16 protein-coding genes and 1 riboswitch are annotated in these 21,458 nt (G+C 60.9%); of the genes, 2 read left to right on the forward strand and 14 right to left on the reverse strand.

Going from position 1 to position 21,458, the window contains the following annotated elements; genetic code table 11:
• Nucleotides 1–74: 74 nt before the first annotated feature.
• From DFR51_RS17790 to DFR51_RS17815, 6 genes are all read right to left on the reverse strand, one after another.
• A complete protein-coding gene (locus tag DFR51_RS17790) occupies nt 75–1,190 on the reverse strand; it encodes a hypothetical protein (protein ID WP_126494525.1) in 1,116 nt (371 codons plus the stop codon).
• A gap of 208 nt (nt 1,191–1,398) precedes the next feature.
• Complete coding sequence (locus DFR51_RS17795) at nt 1,399–2,469, reverse strand: helix-turn-helix transcriptional regulator (protein ID WP_126494523.1); 1,071 nt, start codon at nt 2,467–2,469, stop codon at nt 1,399–1,401.
• 195 nt (nt 2,470–2,664) lie between these two features.
• Entirely contained in the window at nt 2,665–4,992 is a 2,328-nt protein-coding gene (gene metE / locus DFR51_RS17800; RefSeq protein WP_121053562.1) for a 5-methyltetrahydropteroyltriglutamate--homocysteine S-methyltransferase, read from the reverse strand.
• Nucleotides 4,993–5,226: 234 nt separating this feature from the next.
• Nucleotides 5,227–5,446: riboswitch (cobalamin riboswitch) on the reverse strand.
• Nucleotides 5,447–5,497: 51 nt separating this feature from the next.
• Nucleotides 5,498–6,403 carry a methylisocitrate lyase gene (prpB, locus tag DFR51_RS17805; RefSeq protein WP_121053564.1) on the reverse strand — a complete coding sequence of 302 codons (906 nt, stop codon included), beginning with the start codon at nt 6,401–6,403 and terminating at the stop codon, nt 5,498–5,500.
• Nucleotides 6,404–6,414: 11 nt separating this feature from the next.
• Nucleotides 6,415–7,566: a bifunctional 2-methylcitrate synthase/citrate synthase gene (gene prpC, locus DFR51_RS17810; protein WP_121053616.1), complete on the reverse strand. Its 1,152-nt coding sequence runs from the start codon at nt 7,564–7,566 to the stop codon at nt 6,415–6,417.
• An 11-nt stretch (nt 7,567–7,577) separates the two neighbouring features.
• Nucleotides 7,578–9,077: an MmgE/PrpD family protein gene (locus DFR51_RS17815; protein ID WP_121053566.1), complete on the reverse strand. Its 1,500-nt coding sequence runs from the start codon at nt 9,075–9,077 to the stop codon at nt 7,578–7,580.
• A gap of 188 nt (nt 9,078–9,265) precedes the next feature.
• Here DFR51_RS17815 and DFR51_RS17820 point away from each other — a divergent pair, with 188 nt between their 5' ends.
• The gene (locus DFR51_RS17820) at nt 9,266–10,672 is read left to right on the forward strand and encodes a short-chain fatty acyl-CoA regulator family protein (protein WP_121053568.1); all 1,407 of its coding nucleotides are present in this window, start codon (nt 9,266–9,268) and stop codon (nt 10,670–10,672) included.
• A gap of 37 nt (nt 10,673–10,709) precedes the next feature.
• Here the strand turns inward: DFR51_RS17820 and DFR51_RS17825 are convergent, their stop codons facing one another.
• The 6 genes from DFR51_RS17825 to DFR51_RS18880 all read right to left on the reverse strand — a co-directional run bounded on the left by DFR51_RS17825 (nt 10,710) and on the right by DFR51_RS18880 (nt 18,625).
• Nucleotides 10,710–11,903, reverse strand: coding sequence for an Sb-PDE family phosphodiesterase (locus tag DFR51_RS17825; protein WP_121053570.1), 1,194 nt, complete (start codon nt 11,901–11,903; stop codon nt 10,710–10,712).
• Nucleotides 11,900–15,133: a TonB-dependent receptor gene (locus tag DFR51_RS17830; protein ID WP_121053572.1), complete on the reverse strand. Its 3,234-nt coding sequence runs from the start codon at nt 15,131–15,133 to the stop codon at nt 11,900–11,902. The genes DFR51_RS17825 and DFR51_RS17830 overlap by 4 nt, the downstream gene beginning before the upstream one ends.
• A gap of 52 nt (nt 15,134–15,185) precedes the next feature.
• On the reverse strand, nt 15,186–16,052 hold the full coding sequence (locus DFR51_RS17835) for a FecR family protein (RefSeq protein WP_121053574.1): 867 nt from the start codon (nt 16,050–16,052) through the stop codon (nt 15,186–15,188).
• A 40-nt stretch (nt 16,053–16,092) separates the two neighbouring features.
• Entirely contained in the window at nt 16,093–16,608 is a 516-nt protein-coding gene (locus DFR51_RS17840; protein WP_121053576.1) for an RNA polymerase sigma factor, read from the reverse strand.
• Nucleotides 16,609–16,818: 210 nt separating this feature from the next.
• On the reverse strand, nt 16,819–17,730 hold the full coding sequence (locus tag DFR51_RS17845) for a hypothetical protein (RefSeq protein ID WP_121053578.1): 912 nt from the start codon (nt 17,728–17,730) through the stop codon (nt 16,819–16,821).
• Between the two features lies 1 nt (nt 17,731).
• Nucleotides 17,732–18,625: an energy transducer TonB gene (locus DFR51_RS18880; RefSeq protein ID WP_126494521.1), complete on the reverse strand. Its 894-nt coding sequence runs from the start codon at nt 18,623–18,625 to the stop codon at nt 17,732–17,734.
• A gap of 589 nt (nt 18,626–19,214) precedes the next feature.
• Between DFR51_RS18880 and DFR51_RS17855 the strand changes: the two genes are divergently transcribed.
• Nucleotides 19,215–19,490, forward strand: coding sequence for an HU family DNA-binding protein (locus DFR51_RS17855; protein ID WP_121053618.1), 276 nt, complete (start codon nt 19,215–19,217; stop codon nt 19,488–19,490).
• Between the two features lie 81 nt (nt 19,491–19,571).
• Here DFR51_RS17855 and DFR51_RS17860 read toward each other — a convergent pair whose 3' ends face one another.
• The gene (locus tag DFR51_RS17860) at nt 19,572–19,847 is read right to left on the reverse strand and encodes a hypothetical protein (protein WP_121053582.1); all 276 of its coding nucleotides are present in this window, start codon (nt 19,845–19,847) and stop codon (nt 19,572–19,574) included.
• Nucleotides 19,848–20,823: 976 nt separating this feature from the next.
• Nucleotides 20,824–21,279 (reverse strand): hydroxyacylglutathione hydrolase C-terminal domain-containing protein, encoded by a 456-nt coding sequence (locus tag DFR51_RS19450; protein WP_121053584.1) that lies wholly within the window; start codon nt 21,277–21,279, stop codon nt 20,824–20,826.
• Nucleotides 21,280–21,458: the final 179 nt, after the last annotated feature.

Raw genomic sequence — 21,458 nt, forward strand, 5'->3', positions numbered from 1 at the left:
GGCCTCTCTCCCGTATCCGGAAACGCCGGCTTACCCCGGCAGCGACGCCATGCGATGTGCGCGGATCGGCCCGGTCAGTTTTTCTGCCCGGATTGTTGTTCGCGCATGTATTCCTCACGCGTTTTCCCGTAGCGCCAGAGGAAGGCGTACTCGTCTATGCGCGCGATTTCAGCCTTCGCCGTGGCCTTCTCCCGTGAAAGACGCGCTTCCCATTTCTGGATGAATTCACCGTTGGCGCCTGTAACCGCATCAACGAGCACTGCGAATTTCGATGCCGGAATGCATCCCGGTGTCGCGCTTCGGCTGCACGCGTAGGGAAGAAAGACATTCAGTTTCTTTTTGCCGGTTGCGAGATAACTGACTTCACTTCCGGTGCTGCGACCGTTGCTTGTCGAAACATCGACACCGGCCTTTGAAAAGCACTCGGCCAAAGTGCCTTTCTTGCCCGCGCACCGCCACGGCAGGTAATCCGGCGAGCCCTGAAACCCACCGGCTGAAATGCCCTCTCTTGTCAACTCTCCCATGCGCTGCCGAACGAGTTCATCGCTCAGATTTTCCATCGGATACGGCATGATCAGATAGGTGATGTAGCAACTACGCCGCTGCAACAAGCGCCTGCCGAGTTCCGCATCCATGACTTTGGGCTGGGCCGGGAAATCGAAGGTGCCGCAAACCTCGTTCACAGGTCGCAGGTACTGATCGTATTTCTTCAGATTCGCAATATCGCCGGCCAGCCAGGCATCGACCATTCCTACGCCTGAGGTGCTTTCAAAATAGGAGACAGGCGATTTTTTTATCTCTTCCTTGCTGAGCAAAAGATAATATTCAAGATCCGTAACGGAATTCACGATCGCACGGTAGAGGTCGTCCGCTTCCTGCGGTGGAAAGGCCAAGGTGCCGCGCGCCTTCGCGCTTTCGCGATCGGTCTTGTATCCCTGAAGGCAATTCCGCTGGCGCTGAGCCGCCTTCGCGATCAGTTTCGATTGACGGGCGTAGGCCTGATCAAGCGTTTCTTCATAACTGATCATGGCGCCGACCAGGCTTCCGGGGCCAAACTGCCGTGTCTCCTGACAGAAGCCCACGAAGCGGTTTTGCTTTATCCATTGGGCCCACGGCAGCTCTCTGGCCGCTGCGTTCGCCTCAGCGGCCGAGAAACAGAGAGCTGCGAAAAAGATAAGCGCACGTAGCATGGGCGACAGGACTTTCGACTTGCGAGGAGATGACGAGATTGCGTGGAAATATCAGCGGTTAGACACATCCATTTTGAATCGTGCGCATTTGATATCCAGCCGAGATTAAAAGATCGTCTTTAATTGACCTTAGCGTGGATTACGCGCCGTCTCTTCCCCCGGCGGGGGGATAGGTGATGGGGCTTCATGTCCCCGGGGCCGTTTATGATCAGGCGATGATCGCCGCCAGCAGGCCGATCAACGATGCCTCTCCGTCAACGCCGCACTTGCGGTAAACGGTTTTGATCTGCCCTCTCAGCGTTTCCCGCGTTACGCCCCGTTCCTCCGCGATCAGGGTGCGGCTTTTCCGTTCCAGGAGGCGCAGCGCAATGTCCGCCTCCGCAGGGCTGAGGCCATAAAGCGCCGACAGGAAACCGGTTACACCCGCACGGTCCTTTCGCGGCGGATTGGCGATGAGCACAGCATAGGGAAACCGGCCCAGCGACCACCGGCTTTGCGGCAGCCGAAAACCTTCCATGAGCAGCGTGGGTCGATCAGGCGGCAGATCGATCTGCAATCGCACATGATCGTGACCGTTCTCGCGCTGAACGAGCGCCTGGATCGCCGCGCGCAGCGTCATCGGTCGTCCGTTCGCCGTGAGGACGCCATTGGCAAGCGCCACATCGCCGTTCGAGAGAAGCGTGTCGGCGCGCTGCGTATGTGCCAGAAGCCGCCCGCTCTGATCGATCAGAAAGGCGCAGATGCCGATGGCCTCGAAGGCACCGGCAAGGAGCTTGGCCTGCTCACCCTCGAGCCTTTCCTGCAGGCGCGCCGCACGTCTGGCGGCCTGCGCGGCTTTGGCGAAATGCCGCCGATCCGCCGCATGGGTACGCCCCTGCTTACGCGTTCGCAGCGTTGCCAAACCGATCAACCCGCCGCCATCCAGCACAAGGTTCGTCTGGCAGCCGAACGGGATATCGAGGTGATCACAGAAATCGACGTAAATATCGGAATGCAGGCGCGACCTGGCCTCATCGTAGTGTTGCTCGTGCAAGACAGGATCATACTGACCACGCGCAATGTGATCCGCTGCGGCGGCAACGCGGAAATTGATGTACGGCGAGCCGCCGTCGAAGCCGACGAACGCCTTCAGTGCCTGCTCATCAAAGTTCGTCACCAGATTGAAGCCGATCTCGCGCCCGGCGCCGATGCCGATCAGCTGGCCGTGCTCCGCGCCCGTGGTGCGCGCAAGCACCTCCAGCGCGTCCAGCCAGCGGTCCGGCTCCAAGGCAGCAGACATGAAAAGATCGTCCCAATCCGGATGTTGCTGCGACCGCATTCCCTTTTTCTCTTGTCCATCGAAAGCCCCCAAATAGGGCATCGGGACGTCGAAATGCCAGTGTCGCCTTACGTCGGCGTTCAGCACAAGCCGAAGCGATCGGTCTTGATCGAGAACGATCGCTCCGGCCTGGCCCGGAAATCGGATTGCGGACGATCAGTATGCGCGAATACGCGCTCTCAGCGCGGCCGCGGCCGTGACCATGTTCTCGAGCGCCGGCTTCACGTCTTCCCATTTGCGGGTCTTCAGCCCGCAGTCCGGATTCACCCACAACTGTGTGGCGGACAGGCTTTCGCCTGCCTTGGTGAGCAGCGCTTCCATTTCGGCCGTGGAGGGCACGCGCGGCGAATGGATGTCATAGACGCCCGGTCCGATCTCGTTTGGGTAAGAGCAGGTCGCAAACGCATCCAGAAGTTCCATCTTCGATCGTGCCGTCTCGATCGAGATGACGTCGGCATCCATTGCGCCGATCGCGGCGATGATGTCGTTGAATTCGGAATAGCACATGTGTGTGTGGACCTGGGTTTCAGGCCTGACGCCCGATGCCGCGAGCCTGAAGGCCTCCACCGCCCAATCGAGATAGTGCTGCCACGCGGCGCGTCGGAGCGGCAGGCCTTCGCGCAGCGCGGCTTCGTCGATCTGGATGATCTTCGCGCCTGCTGCCTCCAGGTCGGTCACCTCGTCGCGGATCGCGAGCGCGATCTGGCGGCAGGTGTCGGCGCGCGATTGGTCGTCGCGCACGAACGACCATTGCAGGATTGTCACCGGCCCCGTCAGCATCCCCTTCACCGGCCGCGGCGTGAGCGACTGCGCATAGCGCCACCAGTCCACCGTCATCGGCATTGGCCGCGAGACGTCGCCGTAGATGATCGGCGGCCGCACGCAGCGCGATCCGTAGCTCTGCACCCAGCCGCCGCGCGTGAAGGCGAAGCCCGAGAGCTGCTCGCCGAAATACTGCACCATGTCGTTGCGTTCGAATTCGCCATGAACGAGCACGTCGAGCCCGATCTCCTCCTGCCAGCGGATGGCGCGCGCCGTTTCTTCCCGCAGGAAGGCGTTGTAACCTGCGTCATCGAGCACACCCTTGCCGTGTGCGGCGCGCGCCTTGCGAACCTCTGCTGTCTGCGGGAAGGAGCCGATGGTGGTCGTGGGCAGCGGCGGTAGATCGAGGATCGCTCGCTGCATGACGGTACGTTCGGCAAATGGCGTGGAGCGCACGGACCAGCCCGCGTCCACGCTCGCCAGCCTCGCGCGTACCGCCGGATCTCGTACCAGCGGCGAGGCTCGTCGCGCGGCGATCGATGCCGCATTCGTCGCCAGCGCTTCCGCGACGCTTTCACGCCCGTTGTTGAGCGCCTTGCCGAGCAGCGCGAGTTCTTCGAGCTTTTGCACGCCGAACGCCAACCAGTCCTTCACGCGTGGGTCGAGCTTCGTTTCCAGCGCGAGATCGATCGGCGCGTGCAGCAGCGAGCACGACGGCGCGATCAGCAGCTTCGTGCGCCGCGCCGCCACCGGCTCGATACGGTCGAGCACCGCGGCAAGATCGGTCTTCCACACGTTGCGGCCATCCACCACGCCGAGAGACAGCGTCAGGTTCGTGGGCGCCTTTTCCGCGACGGCGTAGAGCTGCTCCGGCGCGCGCACGAGATCGACATGCAGCCCTGCGACAGGCAGCGCCACCGCAGTGTCGAGATTGTCGCCGAGCCCCCCGAAATACGTCGCGAGCATCAGCTTCAGCCCCGAAACGCGCTCCGCAAATTCGGTGTAGGCGGTGCGGAATGCCGCGCGCGCCGCATCATCGAGGTCGAGCACCAGCGCCGGCTCGTCGATCTGCACCCAGTCCGCCCCCGCGTCGCGCAGCCGCGACAGCAGCTCGACATAGACGGGCAGCAGATCGCTTAGCCGCGACAATGGTTCGAACCCCTCCTGCGCGGGCTTGGCGAGCAGCAGCCACGTCACCGGACCGATGATGACCGGGCGGGTATGGATGCCGAGCGCCTTCGCCTCCCGAAACTCGTCCACGGGCTTTGTCGTCGTCAGTTCAAAGCGCTGACGCGGGCCGATCTCCGGCACGAGATAATGATAATTGGTGTCGAACCACTTGGTCATTTCCTGCGCCGGTACGTCGGCGCCGCCGCGCCCGTGCGAACATCCGCTTTCAGCGCTTTCCGCCTGCGTCCCCCGTGCCATGGCGAAATAGACGTCGAGCGAGTCCGGCGCACCAAGCGACCGGTATGCCGCCGGGATCGCGCCGACCATGACGCTGGTGTCGAGTACCTGATCGTAGAACGAGAAATCACCCGACGGCACGCAATCGAGCCCGAGCGCCTGCTGGCGCCGCCACGTCGCGGCGCGCAGGGTTCTCGCGGTCTCAAGCAAAGCGTCACGTCCCGTCTTGCCGGACCAGCAGGATTCGAGTGCGGTCTTCAGTTCACGGCGCGGGCCGATGCGGGGAAAGCCAAGGTTGCTGACATAAACGGGCATAAGAGGTCTCCTGCCGGCAAGGCGTGCGGCCTGCCGGGTGCTGTTGTGCGGAAATGCTGTGAAGTAGAGGCGCGCCGCGTCAGCCGGACGCAGCGCGCCTGCTCATTCGGACGGGGAACATGGGACGCGTCATCGGTTCACACCTGTCGTTTTGGGCGGATACACCAATGGCGCGCGAACGCACGGGGGCCGTGCGCGACATCTCGCGCGATCCACCGGAGCACCCCGCCCGAGGAACGTTATCGCGACGAGGCAGGTCTCCTGGCTCGCGGGTCGTCACGGCGGCTCGGGCCTTCCCGGCGCGAATGGGCGCCAGTGACACAGGATGAACCGCCGCTCACCGCTTACAGTTGCGGGGGCAGCGCCGGATTCCGCCTGCTTGCAGGCGCCACCGGCTTCCCGTCTTAGCCCGGTGCGCGCGCGCCCACCGGGAACCTCGACGCATGCACTGTATGCATCCCATGCGCCCTGTCAACGTATATATAAAGAAATCTTTATATGATGCTCAGGATGGCACCACGGTCTTCACGATGGATGCGTCCAGCGCTTCGTAATCGTGCAGCCCGATGGTGTCGTAAAGTTCGGCACGGGTCTGCATCGCCTCCACCATGTGGTGCGCGCCCCCGTCTCGACGGATCGCGGCGTAGAGCACTGCCTGCGCCCTGTTGGCGACGCGCAGGCTGGAGACCGGCCAGATCACCATGCGATAGCCCATCGCTTCGAATTCGTCGGCGGTGAAGAAAGGCGTCCGGCCGAACTCGGTCATGTTGGCGAGCAGCTTCACGCCGGGCAATGCGGCGGCGAAGGCGGTGAACATCTCGCGCGTCACCAGCGCCTCCGGGAAGATCGCGTCGGCGCCCGCCTCGACATAGAGCTTCGCGCGCGTGACCGCAGCGTCGAAGCCCTCCACTGCCGCCGCGTCGGTGCGCGCGACAACCACGATGTCGCGCGCCGCCTTTTTGGCTGCCGCCACCTTCGTCGCCATATCCATCGCATCGACGAGCTTCTTGCCGTTGAGGTGCCCGCATTTCTTGGGCAGGATCTGGTCCTCCAGATGCACGGCGCCTGCGCCCGCGTCCTCGAAGGTGCGCACCATGTGCATTACGTTCAGCGCTTCGCCGTAGCCGGTGTCGCCGTCGACGAGCAGCGGCAGGCCGGATGCGCGTGCGATCTGCCGGATGAAGAAGGCGACCTCGTCCACCGTGATGATGCCGAGATCGGGAAGCCCCATGCTCGCCGTCATCGCCGCGCCGGAAAGATAGAGTCCCTCGAACCCTGCCGCCTTCGCCTGCAGGGCGGCGTGACCGTTGTGCGCGCCGGGAAGTTGGAAGATTTGCGGACGTTCAAGCCGCGCTCGGAAACGCCTGCCTGCGCTGTCCTTCGGCAATTCGTCTGCAACGAGATAGGGCAATCGTCGTCTCCTCAGGCAGCGGTGCCTTCATGCCGCTCGGCGAGCGGAACGAAGGTCAGGTTTTCGGGGCCGGTATAGTTGGCGGACGGGCGGATGATCTTGTTGTCCTGCCGCTGCTCGATCACATGGGCCGCCCAGCCGGAGGTGCGCGCGATCACGAACAGCGGCGTGAACATCGCCATCGGCACGCCCATCAGATTGTACGATACGGCGCTGAACCAATCGAGATTGGGGAACATGCGCTTTGCATCCCACATCACCTGCTCGATGCGTTCGGCGACCGCGAACTGCCGGTGTGCACCCTGTCCGTCGGCAAGCGCCTTCGCAACGCGCTTGATGACGACGTTGCGCGGATCGGACACGGTGTAGACCGGATGCCCGAAGCCGATGATGACTTCCCTTGCATCCACCCGGCGACGGATATCGGCCTCCGCCTCGTCGGCGTTCGCGTAGCGTTTCTGGATTTCGAAGGCGACCTCGTTGGCGCCGCCGTGCTTCGGGCCGCGCAGCGCGCCGATCGCGCCCGCGATGCACGAATACATGTCCGATCCGGTGCCCGCGATCACGCGCGCGGTGAAGGTGGATGCGTTGAATTCATGTTCGGCATAGAGGATCAGCGAGGTGTGCATCGCCCGCACGAAACTGTCGGAGGGCACGCGCCCGTGCAGCAGGTGCAGGAAATGCCCGCCAATGCTGTCGTCGTCCGTTTCCACATCGATCCGCCGCCCGTGGTGCGCGAAGTGATACCAGTAGAGCAGGATCGAGCCGAGCGACGCCATCAGCCGGTCGGCGATATCGCGTGCGTCGGACAGGTTGTGGTCGTGCGTTTCGGGCAGCACGCAGCCGAGCGCGGAGACGCCGGAACGCATCACGTCCATCGGATGCGCGGCGGCGGGGATCGCTTCCAGCGCCTCCTTCACGGATTGCGGCAAGCCCCGAAGCCCCTTCAGCTTCGCCTTGTAGGCGGAAAGCTGCACAGGCGTCGGCAGTTCGCCATGCACGAGCAGATGCGCGATTTCCTCGAAGTCGCTGCTCCCCGCGAAGTCGAGAATGTCATAGCCCCGGTAGTGCAGGTCGTTTCCGGTTTTGCCCACCGTGCAAAGCGCGGTGTTGCCCGCCGTGACGCCCGAAAGCGCGACGGACTTCTTCGGCTTGATGCTCATCTTGCCCTCCATCAGAAGATGCCGGCCGGGGCGTCTGGCCCCAGCCTGTCGGATGCGACCTGGAAATTGAGCGCGCGGACGTCAGCGCCGGTCAGCGTCGGCAGCCTGTCAACCAGATCGAGAAAGCGGTTCTGTTCGTCCGTTTCGATCACGCCATCAGCAAGCGTACGAAACTTTTCGACATAGTTCGCGCGTTCGAACGGTCGCGCCCCCGCCGGGTGCGCGTCGGCGACGCCAAGCTCGTCGACGATCGAGCGGCCGTCCTTCATCTTGATGACGACCTTTCCGCCGAAGGCCTTGTCCGCACCCTTCGCGTGATAGCGCGCCGTCCACGCCGGGTCCTCCTGCGTGGCAATCTTGTGCCACAGCGCGACGGTATCGGGCCGCTGCGCGCGTTCGGGCGCATAGCTCTTCGCGTGGTGCCAGCCGCCGTCCTGAAGCGCGACCGCGAAGATATACATGATCGAATGATCGAGCGTTTCACGGCTCGCCTTCGGATCCATCTTCTGCGGGTCGCCCGCGCCCGTGCCAATCACATAATGCGTGTGATGGCTGGTCTTGATGAGGATGCTCTCCACCCCATCGAAATCGCCCACCTTCGGCCCCATGCGTTTCGCAAGATCGATCAGCGCCTGGCTCTGGTATTCGGCCGAATATTCCTTGGTATAGGTGTCGAGGATCGCGCGTTTCGGCTCCCCCGCATCGGGCAGCGGCACCTGATACACGTGTGCCGGGCCGGAAAGCAGCCACGCGATGAAGCCGTCCTCCCCTTCATAGGCAGGGGACGGCGCGCCTTCGCCGCGCATCGCGCGGTCCACCGCCTCGATTGCCATCTTGCCGGCGAACGCCGGGGCATAGGCCTTCCACGTTGAAATCTCGCCCTTGCGCGATTGGCGCGTGGTGGTGGTGACGTGCAGCGCCTGCTGGATCGCCTGATACGTCACCTCGGTCGAAAGTCCGAGCAGCGCGCCGATGCCGCCCGCCGCGCTCGGCCCCAGATGCGCGATATGGTCGATCTTGTGTTCGTGTAGGCAGATGCCCTTCACGAGATCGACCTGGATTTCGTAGCCCGCCGCGATGCCGCGCGCGAGCGCGGCGCCGTCCAGCCCTTTCGCCTGCGCAACGGCGAGGATCGGCGGGATATTGTCGCCGGGATGGCTGTAGTCGGCGGCGAGGAACGTGTCGTGGAAATCCAGCTCGCGCACGGCAACGCCGTTCGCCCACGCGGCCCAGTCCGGGCTGACCTTTATATCCGCCGCGAGCCCGAAAACCGGCGCCCCCCGATCGGACCGATGCCCCAGCGCCTGCGCCCGCGCCGAACGGACCGGCCCGCGCGCCACGGACGCGGCGGCGACGGCGGCATTATCGATGATGCGGTTGCCGATCATCTCGATCACGTCGGGATCGACCGCCACCGGATCGGTAGCGACAGACGCAAGCTTCCACGCAAGTTGATCCTCGCGCGCAAGAGGTTCGACGGATTTATAGGTGCGAACGTCGTGCAGCTTCATGAATTCATACGTCCTTCGTTGCGGAATGTTCGGAATCGGCTGGTCGCGCGTCGCCGCTTCTCAGCCGGACGCTTGCCCCCGCGGAGAGTTCGCAATATTCACAATAACGGGGAGCCCATAAGGCTTGAATTTGCGAAAATTAGCGGATGATTCCGATGATTTTGCAAAATTTGCGAAGGTTTTGAACTGTGCGCAAGACATTCATGGGCGTGCGGCTGCGGCGGCTAAGGGAGGAGCGGAATCTCAAGCAGGTCGAACTCGCCTCCGCGCTTGGGATCTCCACGAGCTATCTGAACCAGATCGAGCAGAACCAGCGTCCGCTGACGGTGCCGGTGCTGCTTCGCATCAACGCCGCGTTCGGCGTCGACGTGCAGCTCTTTTCGGAAGCCGACGAGGCGAGGCTTATCGGCGAGGTTCGCGAGGTACTCTCCGACGAGGCGCAGACGGAGCATGTCGCGCTTGCCGAGGTGCGCGAGCTCGCGGCAAGCATGCCCGCGATCGCGCGCGCGCTCGTGTCCCTGCATCGCCGCCACCGCGAAGTCCTGGAGCGGGCGGAGGCGATGGCGGCGCAGCTTGGCGACGACTGGACGGGGGATGCCCCCGCGCGAACGCCGTTCGAGCAGGTTCGCGATTTCTTCTACGCCCGCCGCAATCACATCCCCGAACTGGATGCGGCGGCGGAGCGGCTTTACGTCGAGGCCGGACTCGGCCCGCATTCGGTTCATGCCGGGCTCGTCCGACGGCTCGAACAGCGGCATGGCATCCGCGTCGTTCCGGACGACACCGACACGCTGCAGCGCCGGTTCGATCCGGGTGCGCGGACGCTCCATCTCGCCGCGCATCTGCGGCAGGGCCAGCAGGCCTTCCAGATGGCGACACAGATCGCCTTCCTCGAACTCGGCGACGTGATCGATACGCTTGCGTGCGATCCCGCCCTTGGCACCGAAGAGACGCAGAGTCTCTGCCGTATCGGTCTCGCCAACTATTTCGCCGGCGCCGTCCTTCTCCCCTATACTCCCTTCCTCCGGGCTGCCGAGGATAGCCGCTACGACATCGAACGGCTCAGCCGGCACTTCGGCGTCGGCTTCGAAACCATCTGCCACCGCCTCTCCACCCTCCAGCGCCCGGAAGCGCGCGGTGTCCCCTTCTTCCTCATCCGCGTCGACCGTGCCGGCAACATCTCCAAGCGCCAGTCCGCCACCGACTTCCACTTCTCCCGCGTCGGCGGCACCTGTCCGCTGTGGAACGTCTACGAAGCCTTCGCTCAGCCCGGCCGCATCCTCACCCAGATCGCGCAGATGCCCGACGGCCGCACCTACCTCTGGATCGCACGCAGTGTGGGGCGCGGCGGCACCGGCTACGGCGAGCCGGGCAAGACCTTCGCCATCGGCCTCGGCTGTGACATCCGCCACGCGGAACGGCTGATCTATTCAAAAGGCATCGACCTAAAAGATTCAGGCTCGGCCACGCCCATCGGCGCCGGATGCAAGGTCTGCGAGCGCCCGTCCTGCCCACAGCGCGCGTTCCCGCCAATCGGGCGCGCTCTCGCCTCGGACCTCAATAGAAGCGGACCCATACCGTATGTTTTCACGTGATCGCACCAGGAAGAAGCGCCCATTGGAGCAAAGGCGATCACTTCAGAGTGATCCGCAACGGGGTGTGCGGTTCGATCTGTGCATTGAGCACTTCGAAACTCATGGTGGGTCGCTGTTCACCGGCTTTGCTTTTGAACGCAAGAACCACTTCACCGTACACTGGAACAGTGATGAGCGCGCCTGCATCCATGATCGTATCGTCTCCGATACGGCGCAAAGAGAAAGGCGACGATGACGCATTGCGAAGGGCAATCCGACCAAAGCCAAATGGGTCGCCGGGCTGCGAGATACTGACGACGTGAAGCGTCAACGCGCCCTCGACAATGGGGCGTACATCGCGTTCCCGACCAATAAGCGTATGGTTGTAAAGCGCCACGGTTCGACGAGACAGGAACGCCTGCTTGATGGCGGCTTCCGTCTTGTTCTCTGCCAGCACCAGCGTTGAGGTTCGCTGTTCAATACCCGTGCGGTCGAAGAAGCTCTGCTGCGTGCTGTGAAGATCCGAGCCGCCAACAATTGCCATGTCATGATCGAGCGCGAACCGGAAGGCGCTTTCCGAATATTGATCCGCATTGGCCACTTCAAGACCGTCGATGACTTTCCCATCGAGGAGCGCCTGGTGAAATGTCTGTGGTTCTGTTCGCCCCTGATCCCACCAGGAATGATTCCAGATGATCACCGCGTCCTGCGCTTTCGCACCCTGTACGGCTTTGCGCCAATCGACGCGCGGGGGGAGATTCTTTCGTGTCGGCAGGAGCAGCGCGTTCGCATCGTTCAGGAAAATCGCGTTGAAGTGGCCGCTGTAGGTTCCGAGTGAAGCGTCCGGCTGGGCAATCTCGACGCCGTTTACAACCAGTATTTCAGGAGCACCGCTGGCCGCTGCTTCATGTGTCACCTCGAACGCGCGATTGCGATCAAGATTTGGGAGATCTGCGAATTTCGGCTGATAATCGATGTGCTCTGTCACCGTGAGCATATCGAGACCGCTTTGTACCGCTTCGGACACGCGAATGTTCGGCCACACGGAGCCGTCGCTGAACACGGAATGGGTATGGGTATCAACGACCAGAACGTGGCTTCCATCCTGCGCAACAGGGAATGCGATTTTTCGCGTGTCCTGCAGGTCAGCTGCATTGGCTGGGAGGACGAATACACTGCAGGTGAGCAGCGCGCTGACGACTGTCGTTTTGAAACGCATTGCAAAACCTTTCTTGGTGCAGAGCGCGATCACAGCTTCACCTTGACGGTCGTGTAGAAATACCGGCCCACGACATCGTAATAGCCGCCGACATTCCAGCCCCCGCTGGCGCTCGGAACCTGGGGCGCTCCGGTGTTGAAGAGATTGTTCACGCCGAGCACGATCTTGTATCGTTCGGCAACGTCCAGCCCGATGGAGATGTCCGTGTAGAGGTAGGGCCGTATCCTGTTGCCTTCCAACTGCTCCTCGATGTCAGTCAGGTCGATCTTGCCAGCGCTTACAAAGCGGTTGGTGAGCGCGAAAGAAATGTCTCGGACGTCGTAGTTCAGAAGCAGTGTCGCCTTGAATCTGGGTGTAACGGAATTTCCCAGGGTGTTGACGTCCCCGGCAGGTTGCCCCGGCGTCGTTTCGAAGAGGCGCTTCGTCATCAGCGATCCCATCAACCCCGCATGGAAGTTGCCTTCGCCCAGCATGCTGCGGTAGTTCGCGCTAAAGTCGAACCCTCTGGCATTCAGCTTCTGCGCATTGATCAGGAAGGTGTTGACGGAGACCAGCTTGTGCGTAGCGGGGTCGCGCGTCTGCGCGGCGCAAAAGGGATTGTCGATACTCGGCAGATCGACGCACAGGTTGTAGAGCGTTGCCGCGCTGAACGATGCGATCACGCCATCGATGCCGATGTCCCAGTAGTCGGCACTCAGATCGAAGCCCGGCAGGAATTTCGGCCTTACGATCACACCGAGTGTCAGGCTGTTTGAGGTTTCAGGGGCGAGATCGGGATTGCCGCCGCTGGAAACCGTGGGGCCATCGGAATAGGCCGGGATCGGGCTGGAAATGCCAAGCGCCGCACAGTTCGCCGCGCGGGTCGGGGACGCATTATAATTGCCGATCGAACTGCAGGGATCTATCGGCTGGCCGCTCGCGACAAAACGCTGCGGCGCATAAAGTTCACCGAAATTCGGCGCCCGCACACTGCGCGAGCGCACGCCGCGGAATGTGATCCCTTCGATCGGCTCCCAAGAACCGCCCGCTTTCCATGTGCTCGTCGTGATCCCCGTGCTGTAGTCGGAGTAACGATAGGCGCCTTCAATCTCCAGGCGATGCGCGAAGGGCAAATCGCCCAGGATCGGAACAACCACTTCCGTATAGGCTTCCGATACGCTTTGCGATGCGTCGATCGGTGTTTGGAAGGCGTCGATACCCAGAGGCGAATGCGTGAAATCACCCTGCTGCGCCAGGCCGTCTCCGCGCATCTCGATCGTTTCGCGGCGGTATTCGGCCCCGGCCACGATGACGAGCGGCCCATAAGGCAAATCGAAAATGTCACCAGAGATGTTGCCGCCCACGATGTTCTGGGTGTTGGTCCGCCGGGTAACCGGCTGATAGCCAAACAGCCAGTTGTGCTGCGCTTCATTCAGGGGTTGCTGGCTGAAGATGCTGAAAGGCACGCAGCCCTGTGCGCGCGCCGTGGAATCCCGACAAATCGCCTGACCGGTGAGCGGATCGGCAATCGCATCCCGAGCTGCCGCATAACGCGAAACCTGGGGAATCCCGACGTACGTGATTTCGTCGGTTGAACGACCGTACTGCCAGAAAGCATCCCACTTCAGCCTGCCGAGCGCACCCGAGAGCCCGGAGTTGACGGTAAAAGTGTCGCGGTCGTGTCTGGCCTGAATGAGCGGGAAATTGGCATAGCTCCGTTCAATGGCGAGTTCGCTCAATCCGTTGTCGACCATGATGGTGCGCAGGAAATCCGGCAGGTAAGGATTGTCGAGATAGGCCCTGTCTCCGCCGCGGCCGCCCGCCTGATTGGCGCGGAGATCCTGACGAAAAAGATTGATGTAGGTCGCGTCGTAGAGCGAACGACCGTAGTCGATGCGGCCATGCCATTCGATCGCATCAGTCAGCTTGTAAGCAACCTTGGAAATGAACGCGTAGGATTCATAATCGCCCTGCAGCCGTTGGCGTTCATAGAAGTTGGCGCCGTCGCCACCATCAAACATCGACTCCGGTACGATCACCGTACCGGCGTGAAATGCGACCGGACCATTTTCATTGAATGTGTAGCGCTTGCCGTTCAGCAGGTAGCTTGGGTCATAGCCCACAGTTTGGCTGCGCTGATTGCGATACATGATGAGATCGGGAATGCCGTCATTTGGTCCCGTGTTCGCGGGATTGGCCCAGATCTGAGACAGGTTTCTTGAAAACCGTCGGTCTTTCGAGAGAATCTCTCCGACGTTTGTATAGGTTCCGCCAATGATGAAGGAGCCGCGATCATTGGCGAAGTTCCCGCCCGTCGCGATCGAGGCACGGGTCTGAAGTCCATCGCCCTTTTGGCTGATCCCCTGATTGAAGGAGATATGCAGCCCGTCCAGATAATCCTTCGTGATCACATTCGTCACGCCCGTGACGGCATCGGCACCATAAACGGCAGCCGCTCCGCCGGTAACAACTTCGACGCGATCGATCATCACGCTGGGGATCATGCCGATATCCACCGCGGAACTGCCGTTGGAAGCGGAAACGCGCCGCCTGCTGTCAACCAGTGTCAGGCTGCGCTCTGCGCCGAGGCCACGCAGGTCAACGAACGAAGCGCCCGCATTCTGATTGCTGACGGCGTTGTTGAACCCCAGGCCCGGAGCGACGGCCGGATTGAGTTGCAAAGCGTCGTAGGCGCTGAACCGGCCTGCCCGTTCCGCCTGCTGCATGTTGACGACGCTGATCGGCATCGGCGATTCCAGCTCCGGTCGCGCGATGCGTGATCCGGTGACAACGATCGTCTCACTATTGCCTGCAGCGCCAATGTCTTCGCCAGATGCGACCTGCGTGTCTGCCACCGCCTGTCGCTCGATCGGTGCGATATCTGCACTGGATTTCGAGGGCCGGGCATCCTGAATGATCAGGAACGCATCTCCGCGCTTCTGATAGGTGAGCCCAGACCCGCGGAGAAGCTGCGTCAGCGCAGCCTGTACAGAAGACACACTCCTGATCGCTTGCGCCTTCTTTCCCTTAAGCAACGTCTGATCGACCAGTATCTGCACGCCGGTCTGACGCGACAGTGCATTCAGTGAAGACTCCAGACTATCAGACGGAAGTGTGATGCTGCTTTGCGCCAATGCCGGTGCGGTTGCGCAAACGGCGCCAATAGCAAGCGCGAAAGCGGAGACACCCGCGCGAAACGAGTCCTGGAACGTGGACACTGTGTATTCCCCTGTGCCTAAGTGAATGGGTTCAGGGGAAAGACGCGGCAGGTTTCCAAACTTCACAAAGTTTCTTGTTGTCGTTTTGTGACAAGCCCGGCGGGCGGCCGAACATTGGCTATTTCCGCGATATCACCAATGCCTGATCGGTCTGGCGAAGCTGAAAGCCATGCGTGATTGCAAGATTCTGAAGCTGGCCGATGGGATCGGTCAGCCGGATCCTGCCGCTTACGCGCTTGTCGCCGAGGCTTTCGGCGATCTCTATGGGCAACGGAGAGAGACTCTGCAGATCGGCAACCACCTGTTGCAACGATGCGCCCCGATATTCCACCCACTCCCTGCGCCAGTTGGCGACACGGCCTGTCACATCGGCTGTTCTGGCCAAGCCCCGCTGGTCCAATACTGCAGCCTGTTGCGCGGTAAGGCTGATCGGCTTGTTGAACCAGCCATCCTCGCCGAACCGAACCACGCCCGATGCCACGGAAACGCGGACATCCTCTTGCCGTTTCAAGACCTCGAAGCTTGTTCCGAGAACCACGACATGGGCCTCGCCCGTCTCGACCCGGAACGGCCGCGCCTTGTCATGGGTGACATCAGCGAAGATCGTGCCGCGTGTCAGTTCGACCACGCGGGCGTGATCGGTATAGCGAACTCTCACGTCGGCATCTCTTGCCAGCGTGAGCTGCGTGCCATCTGCCAGCACGACCTCGCGGATACGCCCCTCCGCCACTGTATATCTTTGCGGCGAAGCCAGGTTCAATTCCACCAGCGGGACGATTTTATAGCCGCCCGCGAGAACCACGAGAGCGGCTGCGCCGCCTGCCAGCCAGGCGCGGGCCGCGCCTCTGCGCTTGTAGGTGCGTAGGGCAGCGTCCATGTCAGACCCCATAATGCGCTGCCACATCGTTTCGAATGCGCGCCGACGACCTGGATCTCCCGCAAGCCACGCATCAAAGGCGGCTTCATCGAAGGCTTCGTCGTCCATGCGACGCTCAACCCATTGAGCGGCTTCCCATTTTATGGTGCTAGTCTCTGACAGGGCCGCCTCGTTTCTCAAGCCTCTCGATTGCAGCGTCAAGATCAAGGATGGCGCGGGCAACGTGATTGCTCACAGCGCTTGGCGAAACCCCGAGCGCCTCCCCCACCTCTGCCGCCGATTGACCATGCACACGTCGCCGGATGAAAATCTCCCGGCGTAGACCGGGCATTGTCTTGAGAATGTTTGCAACGATCTCGATCAGCTGTCGCCGTTCCAGCTGCTGGTCGGCAGTAGGCATGGGACACACGGCTGTGTCGGCGAGCTCAACGACCGGAACGCGCGCGGCACGACGAAAATGGTCCCGGATCAGGTTGAGCGAAATACGGCGGAGCAGGGCGGGTACACTGCTTACGGCGCTGTCCGGCTTGGCCTCGAAAGTCAGCAGGCGAAGATACGCCTCCTGCACGATATCCTCGCTGAGAACCGAGTCGCGTACCTGCCGCCCCACATATCGCAGCAATTCTGTGCGTTGCGCGGTCAGCTGTGCGGCGTCTGAACTCATTGCCGCAGTGCAGTATGGGTTTAATGTGACAATGAGGTTTCGTTGCCAGGGGCGAACGCAACGCCGACATTCCGGGCATCAGGCAGGAAAGCCTTCCTAGAGTACGGTGTGGGAAACGACCCCAAGGCGTAGTCTACGTCGCCGTGAGCGATCTCGTCGTTCAGCGAAGGCCGATGTGTGGGAGGGGATCAAGTGTGGTCCCCCGCAGTCCTAACGTGGCTGGCACCGGTAAAGGATGCGATTCACGGCTTCGGCAATCTCCTTTCGATCCACGCCGGGCAGAAAGTTGATCCGATAATGTCGGCGCTCGATTTCAGACGACTTTACGGTGACGGATCGCTCGCCGATCCGAGCGCTTTTGACCCCATACCAGAGGAGGGCGATTGCTCCGCTTTCCTGTCGCTTATAGGGATAAAAACCGCTGCCTCCGATCAAATGATCCACCGAAAAGTTCGACCAGCAAAGATTGCTTTTGGGAAACTGGGCGGACGCTTCCTTGTCGAACGCGAGTTCCTGCCACCAGATCCGATTGCCGTTGTTATCCTCTTGCCATTCCTCGATCGAGGAAATCCTCGGGCCAAGCCGTTGCTCGAACAACAGTTCCGGCGGCTGGACTTTCAGATCGTGAATTTGGGCAATGCAATTTTGGTAAGGAGCAAAATCGCTATCGGTTTCACCCGGCATCAGGGTCGAATGAAAGATCTCCGAAAGTCGCCCGCCTTCGGTTTTCGAAGGGCATTTGCCGTTCGCCAGATAGCCCGATACGAACCCTTCCACGTCGAGCCCGAAATTGCAGCGGTTTTGCAGTATCAACGAATAGCCGTTCGCGGGATCCTGCAACATCACGATGCAGGACAGCAATGGAGCATTATCCTCAGCCCCCAGATACAGGCTCCTCGGCGGCGTGGCTGCGGAGGCAAGGCCTGCGATCTCGGCAGCTTCGGCAGCAGTCGGAAGTTGGCGCGAATATTCGGGCGCCTGAAACCACTGCGCTTGCACGGTCTGGGCGCACAGCAGAAGGCAGGTCATGATCGCGGTCGATACACGGCGCCACATGGCGTTCGGCACGCCGGTCACGCTGGCTTTATCGGACGGCGCGCCGATGATGTCTCCGGTGGGCACGCTAATTTGACTGCCATGTTGCGTGGGTTTCGAAAACGCCGACCGCCGGATTGCCCGCAGCGTCGATCGGTGGCTTGAATCGTGCTCGAATCGACATGGATTTGCACGCGGCATCGCCGAACGGCTTGCCCGCGGGGCCGTTGCCGTCATGGGTGCAGCCAGTCACTCGCCCGTCCTTTCCAACCGTCAGGCGAACGTTCACCCGGAGCGAACGCGGCATTCGCTTTTTCAGCTCCGGGTCCAGGTTTGCAAACGAAAGCCATGTGCCGGGATTCGACTTCGGAACTGCCGGCGGATAATCGACCGATGTCGGAGCAGGTCTGGTGGGCACGAGATCGAAAACGAGGTCGCCGCCCTTTCCGAACGGCTTGGCTTTCCAAGACTTATATTGGGCGGGTTCATTTGGTCCACAGCGTTGGCCGGTACCCGCGGGCTTGGCCATATCTCCACGCCACGCCGCCAATTCATAGCCCGCTTCGGTTTCGACCAGCCGCCCGGCATTATGGATAACGGCCCTTTTGATTAAGATGGACGAGTGAGGTAAAATGATGAACTCTTTGTACGATCCATCCTCTAAAACCCCTTTTTCAGAACCGTCGAATAAAATGCGGGCCTTTGTATAGGTACAATATGCATTACCGGTTCGGTTCGTCAGCATGATTACGGCTGATATGGAATTTTCACCTCGCATCGCGGAATAACTTATATTCAACGGGCCGACCTGTTCGCTGCGCAGAGGTGTGAATCTTATTGTGCCCGGTGAAATATTATGTTCCCGCAGCACCCCGCGATTATAGTCTTCGGCCGACATAGGCGCATAATCGGCCATTGCGGCGCCCGGTATGCCAACGAGCGAAAACAGCAAAGCCAAGCGGCCCAAAAACGACTGGTACATTCATCCCTCCCCCTCCTCTGGCGCATAATGCGCCTAGAGCGCATTACAACAGAAAAATGGCTTGGGACCCTTAATCGAGTATGAAAATCGCAGAAGAGATCGAGCGTCACAGTCTGTTGTCAGGGCACCGATTCTAAGATTTTGCCGATGCGCAGTGAACTGCTTTCATCGAATATCCTTAGGCTGTCATGCATGATAGCATAAATTCTCCACATATTTTATTTGTGAATTTTTATGCCTATGTAAGCTATATTACTCTCGTTTAGATTGAATAAAGAAAACACACTTGTGGGTTGTCACCTTGGGCAACTTCGGGCAAGGGAATACTGGTTCAAGGAAAAAAACAAATATATGGGTTCATTCCCATAATGCGACTGCGCGCTGTGCTTTTCCATGCTTCACGCCTGTGAACGATTTCCAATCAATCTCTGCCAGAACACGCTATTGGGGTCGCTGCAGCATGATAGCGATCAAAAATGATGCTTTCGGCATGATTTTCGCGCGTTTTCCCGCGTTAACGACGTGTTCGTTTGACAGCGATTCCTTGGGGCTTCAGACGGGCTTTTCCACAACAAAAGGATGCTCAGACATGAACAATGCCGACCTCGCCGAAACACTTGCCGAGACGCTCGGGACCACGAAGGCCGATGCGCGCAAGGCCGTCGACGCGGTGTTCGCCGCGATCACCGATGCTGCTGCGCGAGGAGAAGAAGTCTCGCTGAACGGCTTCGGCAAGTTCAAGGTGAAGGCCTCTCCGGCACGCGAAGGCCGCAATCCGGCAACCGGCGCAGCGATGCAGATCGCAGCGTCGAACAAGCTTGCGTTCAGCCCCGCCAAGGCGGTCAAGGACCGGCTCAACGGCTAAGGCCGGAACAGCACGGGCAGGAAAACTGGCCGCCAGCTACAGGGGGCATAAGAGCTGGCGGCCGCACCATGTCGGTGGAGCTTATGGAACGCAGAGCCACAGCGCCGGTTCCGTCAGCGCCGCTCTCAGGCGCCTGCCTGGACAAAGGAACGCCGGCCCCAAAAGGCCGGCGTTCAGTTCATAATGGGAGAATGATGGCGCCGGCGCAGCTTCTCCATGGTCGCCGCGCGTCCTCCCACCTCGATTTTTCGCGAACCACTCATTGGCCGCCGCCTTGAACGAATCGCCGCCCTCGAGGGAAGCAATGCCGCTGGTCAGCTTCTTGTAGGCGGACGGGTTCAGCCCCTTGTCGAGCATTTTGCCTGCATTCACGCGCGTCTTTAAAAGACACCTCCGGATAAACGCCCGGCGCCAAAATACCCCGCTTGCCGGCATGACCGCACATTTCCCAAAAATGTACCGTCAACAGCAAAAGTCGACAACAAACCGGGGCTGTCGCGAGCGGACGATGCGCCGTCAAAAAGGCGCAGAGTTCTACCGCTTTTTTGGACGTCTGCGGAAAGGCTAATGGTGCCGGGGACGGAGTCGAACTACACAAATAAGATTATGATATACTTATATTAGTTCATTTATGATATAATGTACCTACCCCCAAAAATACCATGCGTTCTTTTTCTGTTCTTGGTTCGATGCATGAATTTCGGCCAGGCGTGGCTATATTGCGACGAAATGAGGCCAGCTAACCATGGATTTCTTGCCTCCATAGTCATCAGGCTCATTGCCATCCGTCCTTTGGCCGGGCGGCGCCTGTTTGATCGGTTCCTGCGCGGTGTGTGCGGGTCGCTATGCCTTTGGTCCGGCCGTGCCGATCCTGCAACCCGCTGACGCGGGTCTTCCACTTCCGTTCCAGCCCTTCGGGTGCAGGCCCGGCCCTGTTGGCCGGACCTGTCGGCGCTCCCCCACCCACCCCACTCTTCCGCCGGGTGCGGCTTGTGGAGAGGAAGAAGATCATTCAAGCGGCATGTCTCCGGTACCGGCTGCTGCAAAACATGGTCCATGTGATCAGCCGGATCGGGAACGTCGGCCGACGCTACAGCGAGGCTTTTCTCGCACTCGATGCCGTGTCTCGGCAAGCATTTGAGCTGGCCAGGAATGGGCTTTCGAATGTTCTTATCGCTGCGCACTCGACCTTTCTCGCAAAGACGTTGAGACGCGTACGCCGTGGCCAGGTGAAGCGCGCAAGGGGGCAAGCGCCATACCTTCGTGCACAATACGTCGAGACCTCGGCGCGAATCTCTTCCGTCAGTGCAAAGGCCTGCATGACCTTCACGCGTCACCAGCGGTCGCGGCGCTTTCTCAAAGCCAGAAACACCGCGAGTTCGCCGGCCCCCTCGGCCAGCTCCGGCAGGTTCCCTCGAATGCCCGGACTCCCGAGCCGCAGGAAGCTGTTGATCGCCCGCTCCTCGCCAAGCGTCGTGAAGTACGGCTCGCCCTCCATCCGTTCCACCAGCGCCAGCGCGGCAGCATTGCCCGGCTCCACCGACAGCGTGAACCCCAGGTTCCGCTTCAGATAATCATGCCCCGGGTAAACGCGTGTCGCGTCCGGCAGCCCACCCAGCATCGTGATCGTCTCGTACAGCGTCGGCGCATGCCCGCCGTAGCCGCAGGCGAGCCGAACGCACTGATCTTTCCGTACCGCAGATTGAGTTATCGCGCCGTATCTCGAGAAGTTCAGTGTTTCATTATAGCGAAACGGCGGGAGCGGCCTCCCGAAGCAGGAGGTCAGCACGGGGCTGAACGCATTGAAATAGCCCGATGGAAGGGTGTTGATCTGGATTCCAGAAAGACAGGCTCGGCCCTCATGGCCGGACCTGTCGGCGCTCCCCCGCTCTTCCGCTGGGTGCGACTATGGGAAAGAGGTGGGTGCTGTGCGCGTTTGTGCTTGGCAAGGCGCTGATAAGAAGCGAG

The organism is Sphingosinicella microcystinivorans, assembly GCF_003634215.1.
GTDB classification, from domain to species: domain Bacteria; phylum Pseudomonadota; class Alphaproteobacteria; order Sphingomonadales; family Sphingomonadaceae; genus Sphingosinicella; species Sphingosinicella microcystinivorans.

Coding starts and splice junctions, on each gene's coding strand:
- DFR51_RS17840 (WP_121053576.1), bottom strand. CDS start 16,608: ATGAGTTCAGACGCCGCACAGCTGACCGCGCAACGCACAGAATTGCTG.
- DFR51_RS17860 (WP_121053582.1), bottom strand. CDS start 19,847: ATGCTCGACAAGGGGCTGAACCCGTCCGCCTACAAGAAGCTGACCAGC.
- DFR51_RS17815 (WP_121053566.1), bottom strand. CDS start 9,077: ATGAAGCTGCACGACGTTCGCACCTATAAATCCGTCGAACCTCTTGCG.
- DFR51_RS17835 (WP_121053574.1), bottom strand. CDS start 16,052: ATGGACGACGAAGCCTTCGATGAAGCCGCCTTTGATGCGTGGCTTGCG.
- DFR51_RS18880 (WP_126494521.1), bottom strand. CDS start 18,625: ATGTACCAGTCGTTTTTGGGCCGCTTGGCTTTGCTGTTTTCGCTCGTT.
- DFR51_RS17795 (WP_126494523.1), bottom strand. CDS start 2,469: ATGTCTGCTGCCTTGGAGCCGGACCGCTGGCTGGACGCGCTGGAGGTG.
- DFR51_RS17790 (WP_126494525.1), bottom strand. CDS start 1,190: ATGCTACGTGCGCTTATCTTTTTCGCAGCTCTCTGTTTCTCGGCCGCT.
- prpC (WP_121053616.1), bottom strand. CDS start 7,566: ATGAGCATCAAGCCGAAGAAGTCCGTCGCGCTTTCGGGCGTCACGGCG.
- DFR51_RS17855 (WP_121053618.1), top strand. CDS start 19,215: ATGAACAATGCCGACCTCGCCGAAACACTTGCCGAGACGCTCGGGACC.
- metE (WP_121053562.1), bottom strand. CDS start 4,992: ATGCCCGTTTATGTCAGCAACCTTGGCTTTCCCCGCATCGGCCCGCGC.